Origin of the sequence: Secundilactobacillus mixtipabuli (assembly GCF_002217925.1) — a bacterium.
In the GTDB taxonomy this organism is placed as follows: Bacteria; Bacillota; Bacilli; order Lactobacillales; family Lactobacillaceae; genus Secundilactobacillus; species Secundilactobacillus mixtipabuli.
In genome coordinates this window covers 78,751-90,541 of record NZ_BCMF01000001.1, presented here as the reverse complement: position 1 = coordinate 90,541, position 11,791 = coordinate 78,751, and the positions used below count along the sequence as shown (strand labels likewise).

Here is an 11,791-nt window from a genome sequence, read left to right as displayed (position 1 = left end):
ACTTTCTGTCTATTGAATGGTTCTATTCTAACGTAAAATTGATTCTGATTAAAATAGACAGGTTAAAAATAAGTAACATAAATCAATAATGATGATTAACATAAAAAAATAATTATCATATTTGTAGCGTTCAATACACAGTATTTGCTATGCTGGGATTATAGAAAATTGATGGTCAGTTAAGTCGATAAGGAGGTATTACTATGGGTTTATTATGGTCACTCATTGTTGGCGCGATTATTGGCGCAATTGCAGGAGCAATCACGAACCACGGTGCCGCCATGGGCTGGATCTCGAATATTATTGCCGGACTATTAGGTGCGTGGCTAGGTCAGGCATTACTGGGTACTTGGGGTCCAAGCTTAGCGGGGATGGCACTGATTCCTTCGATAATCGGCGCTGTCATCCTGGTTGTAATCGTATCGATCGTTTTAGGACTACGAAAAGATAAGGCCTAATGAAAGGTGGCTGATAGCATGGATGCCATTCAATCCGTATTTAAATTTATGGTTGCCAGTACTCTGATCGTCGGCGGCGTTCTCGTTGGCGGAACGGTATTTGCAGCTAAGAAAGTTGATTCGATCGGTGACGCGATTCAAAAGAAATTGCACCGGTAATCAACAATCAAAAACCGTACTTAGTTAGTACGGTTTTTTATTTTGACAGGGTTAGGTGGTAAAATGGAAGAGAAATCAAAACCGCTAACAACTTACTTGATAAATCGAGTAAAGTTATTAATACAACTAAATGAACAATCTGTCTCAGAAATCTAGAAAGATTCTAATTTACCCTTTAAATTAGAATCATTACATTGTACAATGAACTTGTAGCAAATTCTAAGGAGGTTTTCGAACATGAGTTTAGTAGGAAAACAGATTGAAGAATTTAAAGCACAGGCTTATCAAAAGGGCGAGTTTATCGATGTTACCGATGCAGATCTAAAGGGACACTGGAGCGTTGTGATGTTTTATCCAGCTGACTTTTCATTTGTCTGCCCAACCGAATTGGAAGATTTACAAGATCAATATCAAACCTTACAAAGTTTAGGCGTTGAAGTTTACTCAGTGTCTGAAGATACTCATTTTGTCCACAAGGCATGGCATGATGAATCGGATGCTGTGGGTAAATTGCAATACGCCATGATTGGTGATCCATCTCATCAATTAGCTAAGATGTTCGACGTCTTCGATGAAGAAGCCGGTCTCGCACAACGTGGGACATTCATCTTGGACAAAGACGGGGTTGTTCAGTCACTAGAAATCAATGCTGACGGCATTGGTCGGAACGCTGCTGAATACATCGACCGCATTAAAGCGGGTCAGTACGTTGAATCCCACCCAGGTGAAGTATGTCCTGCTAAGTGGAAGGAAGGTTCAGAAACCTTAACCCCAGGCCTCGATCTTGTTGGTAAGATTTAATGTTAGATGACAAATTAAAACAACAGCTGAGCAGTTATTTACAGTTGCTTCAGCAACCAGTGGTCTTTACGTTAGACGCTGGTAACTCGGCAAATGGTACTAAGGTCCGCGACTTCTTGAATGAAGTGGCGGCCTTGTCACCTAAGCTGTCGATCGCTGAAGGTTCACTGAAACGCCAGCCCAGCTTCACGTTGGACGCTCAGGGCGCAGCACCTTCTGGGATTACCTTTGCGGGGATTCCACTAGGCCACGAATTCGAGTCCTTCGTATTGGCACTCTTGCAGGTTTCCGGTCACGCACCGAAGATTTCAGAGAAAGTCCGTCAACAAATCGAGGCAATTGACCAGGACCTCCACTTTGAAACCTTTGCCAGCTTGAGCTGTCATAACTGTCCAGACGTGGTACAAGCGTTAGATATTATGAGTTTGCTGAATCCGCACATTACCCACACCATGATCGAAGGCGGCATGTTCCAGGATGAAGCAGAAGCTAACGATATTATGGCCGTGCCAACCGTTTTCTTGAACGGTGAAGAATGGCACAACGGCCGCGCAACGTTGGAACAGCTGGTTAACAAGGCACAGGGGAAAGCCGCCGTTGCTGCAGTTAACGATGATGTTTCTGACAAGACTTATGATGTTTTGATCATTGGCGGCGGTCCCGCTGCCGGTTCAGCCGCAATCTATTCAGCCCGTAAAGGCTTATCCACTGCGGTAGTCGCTGATCATATTGGCGGCCAGCCCCTTGAAACCGTTGGTATTGAGAATTTGATCGGTACCGACTACATCGAGGGTGAGCAGCTGATGCAAAACATTCAAGCGCAAATGACGAAGTACAACGTTACGCTGATCGACGGTCAAACGGTCACTGGTCTGACTGAAGGTTCACCCGTTCAGGTTCAATTAAAGGGTGATACCACGCTGAAAGGGCGAACGGTCATTATCGCAACTGGTGCGCACTGGAAGAATATCGGTGTGCCAGGTGAAAAAGAATTTCGCAATAAAGGCGTTGCTTACTGCCCTCACTGTGATGGACCGCTATACAAGGGCAAAAACGTTGCCGTTATTGGTGGCGGTAATTCCGGTGTTGAAGCCGCAATCGACTTAGCTGGGATTGCTAAACACGTTTCCGTGCTAGAGTTCGGACCGAAGATTGCTGCGGATGCTGTGCTGGTTGAAAAGGCTGAGTCCATGGCTAACGTTGAGCTTATCACCAACGCCCAAACTACCAGTATTGAAGGCGATGGCCGGGTCAATGGTTTAGTTTACACGGATCGTTCAACCGGTGATTCCAAGTCATTAACCGTTGACGGTATCTTTGTTCAAATTGGTTTGGTTCCTAACACAGGCTGGTTATCCGAATGCATGGATATGGATAAGCAAGGGCAGATCATCGTTAACGATAAGGGCGCTACCAGTTTAGCTAACGTCTTTGCTGCCGGTGACTGCACCAACTCTGCTTACAAGCAGATCATCATTTCCATGGGTTCCGGCGCTACCGCAGCCCTCGGCGCTTTTGATGCGCTTGCACGTGAGGTTTCGGTTAACGCTTAATGATGTTATTTAAGTCATGATTTACTTTCCTTGGAAGTAGACCATGACTTTTTTAATGCCACCTTCGGGACCCGTGCTTCAGTCTGTTGTGGGGACCGGCAAAAGCCACTGTCTTTTGCCTCGCATTTAAGCCACGCCCAGCCCGCGTGTCTTAAATGTCGTCCCGTGCTGTAAGGGCTAAAGCCCTAACACCACTTTCACAACTAACTGAAGCACAGGCACCTACGGTTAATGGTGAATTCTAAACTAAAAATTTAATTCGTTGGCTACTTCCGCTGGCAGTAGACGGTCATCTCGGCGTCCGGGTTTCGGTCTGCTGTTGGGGACCGCTGAAAGCCTGAAAAGCGGTCTTTCACCTCGCATTCAAGCCACGCGCAGCCCGCGTGTCTTAAATGTCGTCCCGTGCAGCCCTAACACCACCTTCACAGCCAGCTCAATCGCGGACGCCTACGGTTACTGAGTGGGTGACGCATCCAAAAATGCCGGTCACGGAGTTATCCGCGATCGGCATTTCGATTGTCTTGATTGATTTGAGTTTACAATGATTTAAGCTGGGCCATTACTTTTTGGGGGAGTTTCAGTTCAGCAGCTTGAATTGCATCGTCAATGTAGCTGGTTTTGCTGGCGCCTAGCAGTGCTGTGGTGATACCTGGTACTGAAAGGACACCCGCAAATGCTAATTGTGACATTGGCGTGCCGGTTTGATCTGAAATTGCCTTTAATTTTTCTACGGCTTGCTGATCGTCGTCGTTGAAGTACTCTTTAATCAACGGTTCGCCATGTGCGGCCCGGCTGTTACTTGGCATGGCACCGTTTAGGTACTTACCTGTGAGAACGCCACGAGCCAGTGGACTGTATGCTAAGAAGCCCACGTGGGAGCGCTGAGCCAGTTTTAATACATCCTGATCATCGTGTTTGCTGAGAATATTGTAGCGGTTCTGCAGAGAAGTCAGCGGATTCAAACGACGGTCTTTGATAATGGCCAGTGCTTGTGTCAGTTGATACTCAGTGTAATTAGAAACGCCGTAGCTGCGAATTTTACCTTCATCGACCAGCCCGCTTAACGTGGTTAAAGTTTCGGCTAACGGGGTGTTGTTATCGAATAAATGTGCTTGATATAAGTCAATGTAGTTGGTTTGCAGACGCTCCAAAGATGAGTCGACCTGTTGGAGAATGTGGTCACGTGATAATGACGGATTACTCATGACTGGGTTCGTATTCGACCCCACCTTAGTTGCCAGCACGATTTTTGAACGGATGCTTGGGTTGCGTTTAAGCCAGTTACCAATGATGGTTTCGGAGGTGCCGTCCCCGTAAGCCGGTTTTTCGTCTTGACCGGGTCCATAGTAATCGGCGGTGTCAATTAAATTAATCCCACTGTTTACAGCATGGTCCAAAATTGCATCTGAGTCTGCTTCTGAGATCCACCGACCAAACGCCATGGTCCCTAAGCCGATTTGAGAAACGTTTAAATTACTGTTACCTAATTTGACTGTTTTCATATATACACTCCTATTTTTCTGGTTGATCAGCAGAGACCGAAATATCCCGCACTTGTTTGAAGCCTGCTAAGGACTTGGTGTACTTATCGATGGCCATGTCGGAAGCAAATTTACCCAAAGGTAAGCGCAATGGTAATTGTGCGTAGTTGTTAGTGACTTGATCGTAAATGATTTCGGCAGCTGCATCCGGATCGCCAGCTTCATGATGCGCGTTGGCGTTATTCTGTTCAATTGATTCAGCAAATTGCTGGTAGTCGGTTGTGGTTGGCAGGGCTTTTTGTGAAGAACGGCCAGCCCAATCAGTCCGGAAACCGCTTGGTTCGATCAGTAGGACTTTGATATTTAAATCCTTCACTTCCTGTGCCAGTGATTCGCTCATTCCCTCAACAGCGTACTTGGTGCCGTTATAGAAGGAAAGGGTTGGAAATGAGAAGAGGCCCGCAATCGATGAGAAGTTGACGATGACACCGCTGCGTTGCTGACGCATAGTGGGTAATACTGCCCGAGTCATATCAGCTAAGCCCCAAACGTTAACATTGAACATGTATTCAACGGCGTCGCGGTCACTTTCTTCAAAGGTGCCAAAGTAACCTAAGCCAGCGTTGTTGACAAGCACGTCAATGCTACCAAAACGGTCGTTAACTTGTTTGACGACTTGGTTGATTTCATCTTGGTTAGTGACATCTAGTGTCAGTTTTTGAATCTGCCCATGATCATATTGATCTAAGTAATCAAGCTGATCTGTGTGACGGGCAGTCGCTACCAGGTTGAGATTAGGCTTTTGTGCCAGTAAAGTAGCTAGTGAGCGACCAAAACCAGTCGAGGTTCCCGTGATGAGCCATGTTTTATTTGCCATATGATTTACTCCTTTTAAGTTGCTAACTCCATTTTAGTTCATTTGATCACTTTTTGAGTCATTCATCATCTAATTTTGACAATTCAGCTAGAAGTGATGCCTTGATTGGCTGAATTACGTTCGGATTGTAGACATCATAGAAGATGCAGTTGTGAAAATGCGTGGCGGGTTCGATCCCCACGTAGCGGAAAGTGACGGTCAACGGTCTCAGTAAATCTGAGACGGTCAGTCCTTCAGTGAGCGGATTACCTGGCGCGTAAGTGTCAGCGACTGCCGCCAGCGTGGTGACGTAGCCAAACTGCTTGCCAGGCATTAGCGCCACTGGCTGACCGTTTTCGTCAGTATCGTAAAATTGGTGCAGAGCGAAGACGTCATCGATGTAACGCTTCAATCCCCACGGTATGGCATACCAGTAAAGCGGAAAGTACAGCAGAATTAAGTCTGCCCAGCGAAACTTGTCGGCTTCTTCGCTGGCTTTATAAGTTGTGATTGCCGTGACTTTCACTTCGTTTTGCGGAGAGAGTTTTTCTCGACTGATATCAACTAGGGTTTGGGTCAACTTACCGCCAGCATCGGGGTGCGGCGTGTATCCATTGATCAGTAAAATGCGCATCAAGTCCCACTTCCTTTACAATTATCATATCATTTATACCGGGTTGATTGATGGTCAATAACTTGCAATTAAGCGGTGGTCGTTAGATTAATTTTACCGTACGGCTTGCATTCTCCAAAATTATGGTTATAATTTTAATTAATATTTAATGTTGGACTTACAAACAAGTAGCGCTTTATCTGGGTGTCAGAAAGTTGGCGGTTGCTGCGAGCCAATCAGGGTAAAGTTGACGAAATACGTAGACGTCGACGATGGTTACCGCTAGAATCCATTATCTTCTGGTGAGTGGTGTACGATAACGTACACAATTTGGGTGGTACCACGGTAGAGTCTGATCGTCCCTGTTGCAATGATGCAATGGGGGCGATTTTTTATTTGGGAGGAGCATTCTTATGAGAACAACTAGCGGTGGCATGACACGATATTGATCGACCAGGTCGGATGTCATAACGAACAACTAAAAGGGAGATCAATATTATGCAAAAAATCAAATTAAGTTTAAGAGAAGCCATTATTATGCTGGTCATTATCCTAGCCATCATGGGGTTAGGGGTGATTCGGTTAGGTCTGTCACCACAAGTGCCTGTTTTACTGGCCATTACAGTAACGATTTTCTGGGCCAAGTTTAAGGGCCTATCCTGGGATGATATCAATCACGGGATTAAAGACGGGATTGATAAGGGGATCATTCCCATCGTGATTTTTATCTTGATTGGTGCGATGATCAGTACCTGGATCGCTGCTGGGACGATTCCAACATTGATGGTGATTGGCTTTAAAGCAATTAGTGCCCAATGGTTCTTACCAACCGTTTTTCTGGTTTGTTCATTGGTGGGTGCTGCGGTTGGCAGCTGTTTCACCGTTGTTTCCACCGTGGGAATTGCCTTCTTTGGTATCGGTGTAACGATGAACTTCAGCCCCGCCTTAGTTGCTGGCGCGGTTATTTCCGGTGGTATCTTCGGTGATAAATGTTCACCGTTGTCAGAAACCAATAACCTGGCCGCTGCCGTGGTGGATACGGATTTATTCGATCACATGAAAACTATTTTGTGGTCCACGTTACCCGCAGCAGCCATCTCAACCGTGGTTTTTGCCTTACTTGGCTTTGGTCATAATCAGGCTAATTTCGCAAAAATTAATACGACGGTTGCCGCACTGACACAGGATTTCCATATTTCGTGGGTTGCCCTTATTCCAATCGTCCTAGTGTTTGTCTGCGCCGGCTTCAAGATGGCTGCTATTCCAACCATGTTATTAAACGTACTGGTATCAGCTGTTATGATGTTTATCAATAATCCTGCGTTAAACGTCACTAAAGCCAGCAATATCATCACCAACGGTTTCGTAGCCAAGACGTCAAACGCTGAAGTTAATCTGCTGTTGTCACGGGGCGGCATTGTTAGTATGATGCCAACGGTAGCGTTGATCGTCCTGACACTTTCGTTAGGTGGTCTACTGGTCAACTTCGGGTTAGTCAGTGCCGTGATGACACCGCTAGCTGCTCATTTGAATTCACACGCTAAGCTAGTGACTGCGGCGTTAGCCACCTGCATTGGTATCAACATCTTTGTTGGGGAACAATTCTTATCCATCATTTTACCTGGCCGTTCATTTAAACAGACCTTTAATAACGGTGGTTTGGAAAGTTCAGCTCTTGGCCGAACATTGGAAGATGGCGGGACGGTTCTCAACTACTTGGTGCCTTGGGGTGTCGGCGGTGTCTTCCTCGCTAACACGCTGGGTGTACCAACGATGTCATACCTGCCATTCGTGTTCTTCAGCTTACTTTGTCCAGTGATGTCATTGCTCAGCGGCATTACCGGTATTGGGCTTCACGTGAAGGCCGAAGGTGCGGAAGTACAGGCATAATGATGACGATTTAACTGACTATTTAGATGATAAATGGTACACTTACGGTAGATAAACGAAAGGACGGATGACTCATGGCAGAGAACTTAACTAAAGAGGAACTCAAGCAATATGATGGTAAAGATGGTCATAAGGCATATGTTGCAATTGATGGCACGATTTATGATGTAACGAATGTGGCTGCATGGCCAAACGGCGAACATCATGGAAATGGTGCTGGTAAGGACTTGTCTGAGGCCATCATGGCTTCACCACACAAGAAGAGTGTGCTGGCCAAGTTACCGGTTGTGGGGAAATTAATTTAGAGCAGAGCGTGTAACAACTCGGGTTGATTCCAGAGTGTAATACAAATAAAGCGTGGTTCCTGGGTTTGGGAACCACGCTTTATTTGTATTACACGGCCGGAATCAGAGTTGTGGAACGCGTTTCGGCAATGTAGCCGCAACGAAATGGCCGAAATCAGAGTTGTGGAACGCGTTTCGGCAATGTAACAATCACCAATCATTGCAGAAATTTCTGTCTAAATAAGGTAAACTAGAAGTAATTAAATGGCTTATGGAGGTGCTAAATGACCATATCTAAGAAATCATTTGTATGGGGTACTGTTGTGGTCGCCCTTTTCTTAGCTTGTCTGGTTTATCCGGGACAGATTTTCGGAGCGATTGGGAATCTCATATCAGTGCTGAATCCATTGATATTAGGCGGTGTCATGGCCTATGCTGTGAATCTGCTGTCCCGTGAATTGGAGAAGTGGTTGTGGCCGCATGCCGGTCAGAAGTGGGCGCAAGGGTTACGTCGGCCACTGGCGATTTTATTTGCGCTATTGATCATTGTGCTGATTATAGCTGGTGTCATGCGGTTGGTTATCCCGCAATTTATCGAGGCTATCAATAGTTTCTTTAAAACGGTGCCAAGTACCGTCAACGATTTGACACACTGGCTTAATCGAATTGACCAGGAGCACACCATTAGCAAGCGTATTACGGATGCCACGTCTTCTTTTAATTGGAAATCAATTGAGGCTAAAGCAACTAAGTTTTTGACGGCTGGCGCTTCTGGTCTCTTCAGTTCGACAGTGAATATCTTCAGCAGTATTTTTTCCGGTCTATTTAACTTTGTTTTAGCATTTGTCTTCTCAATTTATCTCATTAGCGGTAAGGAAAAGATCGGCGGTTGGCTCAATCGGTTGATGGATGACTTTTTACCTGCAAAATTGGTGGCTAAAACTCATTACGTTCTGAGTGTGACCGATAAAATGTTTTCCAGCTTCATTGCCGGACAAGTTTTGGAAGGCTTTATTCTGGGGACGTTATGCACGTTGGGGATGCTGTTATTCCAATTTCCAGATGCACTGTCAATTGGTGCGTTAGTCGGTGTGAGCGCCTTAATTCCAATGATTGGTGCCTGGATCGGTGGCGTGGTCGGTTTTGTGTTGATCGCTGTTACTTCACCGATTAAAGCCATCTTGTTTGTGGTGTTCATCATCATTTTGCAGCAGATCGAAGGTAATCTCATTTATCCTCGAGTGGTTGGTGGCACCATTGGCCTACCCGGAATTCTTGTGTTAGCAGCGATTACCGTCGGCAGCGGATTAGCTGGCATCGTCGGTATGATGCTGGCAGTTCCCATTACGGCGACCCTATATAAATTAATGCGCAATGCAACGTTTAAAAAAGAGGGTATTTTGAAGGAATGACCTCAAACTAAAACCGCTAGAATGATTTCTATGATCATTCTAGCGCTTTTTTTGTTGGTTCATTACTTTTATATAGACTAATCGCGTTCCACAACTCAGATACCGGCCGTGTAAGTAAATTATAGGCCGTATCCCCCAAAGGACGGGGGATACAACCTATAACTCACTTACACTCTGGTATCTAAACGAGTTGTTCCACGCACTGGTATCTAAACGAGTTGTTTCACGCACTAATCAAAGTGTCGCCAATCTTTATCCAACAGGTATCTGGCAACGAACAAGCCTAGTGGTAAGAACAGAATAATTAGGGCTGCCCGAGTTAGCCATAGGGCGCCATTACCAATTTCATTGAGTCCAATATCATAGATCCCACGATAGATAAACAAGCCGGGGACCATGATCACAATCGAAGGGACCGTCAAAGAAATTCTTGGATAACCGTTTGTTCGGTTGATGATTGAAGCCAATAGGCCAGCGACCAACGCACCGCAGAAAGCGGCGGCAGGAGCGGGAATCGTATTAAAGTCGACTAATTCCAGACGCAACGTATTTGCCACCGCGCCGATTAACCCAGAAGTGATGGCCAGTTTTTGCGAGCTGTTAAACATCATGGAGAAACCGTACACCCCGAAGAAACTTGCTGGCAAACGCAGCAGTAGGAGGATGATAGGGCTTAAACCGAGTGGCACAAAGTTTTCTGGTTGGAAATTAACGATGAGGGCAATTAACCACCCACAAAGGGTAGCGACACTCGTGATCATAATGGCATATGTCAGCCGTTCAAGGCCAGAACGCATATCTAATTTTGATAAATCCAAGAAACTGGTGATAAAGGGGAACCCTGGAATCACAAACAGCATGGCGCCGATGTATCCTGCCTCGTGGTTACCTGATATGGGATAAAAGAACTGTAACCCCTTAAAAGCGAGGAAGTACGTAATTTCAGCAATGCCCACACTGACAGCAATACCTGAAATGGTGGTGAGCTTTCGCTTGCCCATTTCACCACGGACCCAGTTCCCAATGCCAGCGCCAATAAAGGTACAGAACATTTCAATCCAGCCGCCGCCCAGCAAGAAAATAAAGGAAGCACAGGCAATCGCGGCTGCTAGGCCTTTAACGATAGGAGAATAATGGCCGGGTGTCTGCTGAATTTTATCCAATTTACGGTGCAGTTGATTAAGTGTCAAATCGCCGTATTTTTGATCAAACTGACTCACAAATGTTTCGAGGACAAACAGCCGATCCGTATTTACGCCGGTATTAGGCAGCGCCAAAATTTGGGAGTAGCTGTGTCCTGTATCAAAACAGGTGTAGTTGATGGTCGTTAAGCCAATATCTGCAGAACAGGTCAGATTCAGCACGCGGGCAACGGTGTTCATTGCGTCACGGACACGCCAGGCCCCAGTACCACAGGAAAGCATCATGATCCCAATTCGGCCAACGATGGATGCGCGGGCTTTGACGCGTGCCTGCTTGATTGGCGTGTCCTGGTTTGGTGCGAAATTCTGCCAGGGAATCGCCATATGATGCTGATCTGATGGCACGTAGCGCTCAGATTGTTTTCCTTCTTCAGTCACCTTAATAAAAACCTCCAATAAATAAACTTCTTACATTATAGACATGAGTGACCCATTATCACAAGCTAACGCTGATATGTTATTGTAGTGTTGTGTCAGGTGAAAGGAGAAATGTCATGACAACTGAAGAAAAGATAATGGCAGCAACGAAAGAACTGGTTGTTTCCCAGCCGTTTGACAAGATAACGGTGACAACCATCATGGCGGTTACTGGGATGCGACGGCAGTCATTTTATGATCATTTCCGTGATAAATATGATGTTTTGGCCAAAATCTATTCTACTGAAGTTAAAGCAGCGGTGAAGTACTGCGGTAATTATCGATTTTGGCCGCAAACGTTGTTGTCGATGCTGACTTACTTCGACCATAACCGCTCCTTTTACCAAAACGTTTTAAAACTGGATGTCCAAAATGCACCAGAAGAGGTTATCATTGACCATTTAAGGACAATGGTCGGCCAAATCTTTACGAGTCTGGGTAAAAATGAACGGGTTAGTATTGATACTCGCTATTGTGAATTTCTGCAAAAAACGCTGGGCGGTACGCTATTCCTTTCCTTAAAGGACTGGCTTTATTACCAAGGCAACGTTGATTTACAGCAGGAGTATCACTATTTGAAAGCGTACTTAGAGGACGGCATCAACGGTTTTCTGTTACGAACAAAACGAATCGACCGTTATCAAAAAAGAACCGAAATCGCTTAA

General features: G+C 45.6%; 12 protein-coding genes. 8 read left to right on the top strand and 4 right to left on the bottom strand.

The features are described 5' to 3' along the window. Positions 1-203 precede the first annotated feature (203 nt). From IWT5_RS00400 to ahpF, 4 genes are all read left to right on the top strand, one after another. Positions 204-458, top strand: a complete 255-nt coding sequence (locus IWT5_RS00400) for a GlsB/YeaQ/YmgE family stress response membrane protein (RefSeq protein WP_089107980.1) — start codon at positions 204-206, stop codon at positions 456-458. 6 nt (positions 459-464) lie between these two features. After that, positions 465-617: a hypothetical protein gene (locus IWT5_RS00395; RefSeq protein WP_191981268.1), complete on the top strand. Its 153-nt coding sequence runs from the start codon at positions 465-467 to the stop codon at positions 615-617. 237 nt (positions 618-854) lie between these two features. Next, positions 855-1,418, top strand: coding sequence for an alkyl hydroperoxide reductase subunit C (gene ahpC, locus IWT5_RS00390; RefSeq protein ID WP_089107978.1), 564 nt, complete (start codon positions 855-857; stop codon positions 1,416-1,418). Continuing rightward, a complete protein-coding gene (ahpF, locus tag IWT5_RS00385) occupies positions 1,418-2,971 on the top strand; it encodes an alkyl hydroperoxide reductase subunit F (RefSeq protein ID WP_089107977.1) in 1,554 nt (517 codons plus the stop codon). Before ahpC ends, ahpF begins: the two co-directional genes overlap by 1 nt. A 536-nt stretch (positions 2,972-3,507) precedes the next feature. On the opposite strand, the gene IWT5_RS00380 is transcribed toward ahpF, so the two are convergent. Genes IWT5_RS00380 through IWT5_RS00370 form a run of 3 tightly spaced genes read right to left on the bottom strand, consistent with a single transcriptional unit; the run spans position 3,508 to position 5,942 of the window. Beyond that, complete coding sequence (locus tag IWT5_RS00380) at positions 3,508-4,473, bottom strand: aldo/keto reductase (RefSeq protein ID WP_089107976.1); 966 nt, start codon at positions 4,471-4,473, stop codon at positions 3,508-3,510. 10 nt (positions 4,474-4,483) lie between these two features. Continuing rightward, entirely contained in the window at positions 4,484-5,329 is an 846-nt protein-coding gene (locus IWT5_RS00375; RefSeq protein ID WP_089107975.1) for an oxidoreductase, read from the bottom strand. Positions 5,330-5,387: 58 nt separating this feature from the next. After that, positions 5,388-5,942: an NAD(P)H-dependent oxidoreductase gene (locus tag IWT5_RS00370; protein WP_089107974.1), complete on the bottom strand. Its 555-nt coding sequence runs from the start codon at positions 5,940-5,942 to the stop codon at positions 5,388-5,390. Positions 5,943-6,419: 477 nt separating this feature from the next. On the opposite strand from IWT5_RS00370, the gene nhaC reads away from it, so the two are divergent. The 3 genes from nhaC (at position 6,420) to IWT5_RS00355 (ending at position 9,507) form a co-directional block, all read left to right on the top strand. Then, entirely contained in the window at positions 6,420-7,811 is a 1,392-nt protein-coding gene (gene nhaC / locus IWT5_RS00365) for a Na+/H+ antiporter NhaC (protein ID WP_191981265.1), read from the top strand. A 74-nt stretch (positions 7,812-7,885) separates the two neighbouring features. Beyond that, a complete protein-coding gene (locus IWT5_RS00360) occupies positions 7,886-8,116 on the top strand; it encodes a cytochrome b5 domain-containing protein (protein ID WP_089107972.1) in 231 nt (76 codons plus the stop codon). Positions 8,117-8,379: 263 nt separating this feature from the next. Beyond that, positions 8,380-9,507: an AI-2E family transporter gene (locus IWT5_RS00355; RefSeq protein ID WP_089107971.1), complete on the top strand. Its 1,128-nt coding sequence runs from the start codon at positions 8,380-8,382 to the stop codon at positions 9,505-9,507. Positions 9,508-9,737: 230 nt separating this feature from the next. Here the strand turns inward: IWT5_RS00355 and IWT5_RS00350 are convergent, their stop codons facing one another. Beyond that, the gene (locus tag IWT5_RS00350; RefSeq protein ID WP_089108161.1) at positions 9,738-11,033 is read right to left on the bottom strand and encodes a threonine/serine exporter family protein; all 1,296 of its coding nucleotides are present in this window, start codon (positions 11,031-11,033) and stop codon (positions 9,738-9,740) included. A gap of 170 nt (positions 11,034-11,203) precedes the next feature. Here IWT5_RS00350 and IWT5_RS00345 point away from each other — a divergent pair, with 170 nt between their 5' ends. Continuing rightward, positions 11,204-11,791, top strand: coding sequence for a TetR/AcrR family transcriptional regulator C-terminal domain-containing protein (locus IWT5_RS00345; RefSeq protein WP_089107970.1), 588 nt, complete (start codon positions 11,204-11,206; stop codon positions 11,789-11,791).

Excerpts from the sequence above, each read along its gene's own strand:
- IWT5_RS00400 (WP_089107980.1), top strand. The coding sequence starts at position 204 with ATGGGTTTATTATGGTCACTCATTGTTGGCGCGATTATTGGCGCAATT.
- ahpC (WP_089107978.1), top strand. The coding sequence starts at position 855 with ATGAGTTTAGTAGGAAAACAGATTGAAGAATTTAAAGCACAGGCTTAT.
- ahpF (WP_089107977.1), top strand. The coding sequence starts at position 1,418 with ATGTTAGATGACAAATTAAAACAACAGCTGAGCAGTTATTTACAGTTG.
- IWT5_RS00380 (WP_089107976.1), bottom strand. The coding sequence starts at position 4,473 with ATGAAAACAGTCAAATTAGGTAACAGTAATTTAAACGTTTCTCAAATC.
- IWT5_RS00375 (WP_089107975.1), bottom strand. The coding sequence starts at position 5,329 with ATGGCAAATAAAACATGGCTCATCACGGGAACCTCGACTGGTTTTGGT.
- IWT5_RS00370 (WP_089107974.1), bottom strand. The coding sequence starts at position 5,942 with ATGCGCATTTTACTGATCAATGGATACACGCCGCACCCCGATGCTGGC.
- nhaC (WP_191981265.1), top strand. The coding sequence starts at position 6,420 with ATGCAAAAAATCAAATTAAGTTTAAGAGAAGCCATTATTATGCTGGTC.
- IWT5_RS00360 (WP_089107972.1), top strand. The coding sequence starts at position 7,886 with ATGGCAGAGAACTTAACTAAAGAGGAACTCAAGCAATATGATGGTAAA.
- IWT5_RS00355 (WP_089107971.1), top strand. The coding sequence starts at position 8,380 with ATGACCATATCTAAGAAATCATTTGTATGGGGTACTGTTGTGGTCGCC.
- IWT5_RS00350 (WP_089108161.1), bottom strand. The coding sequence starts at position 11,033 with ATGGCGATTCCCTGGCAGAATTTCGCACCAAACCAGGACACGCCAATC.
- IWT5_RS00345 (WP_089107970.1), top strand. The coding sequence starts at position 11,204 with ATGACAACTGAAGAAAAGATAATGGCAGCAACGAAAGAACTGGTTGTT.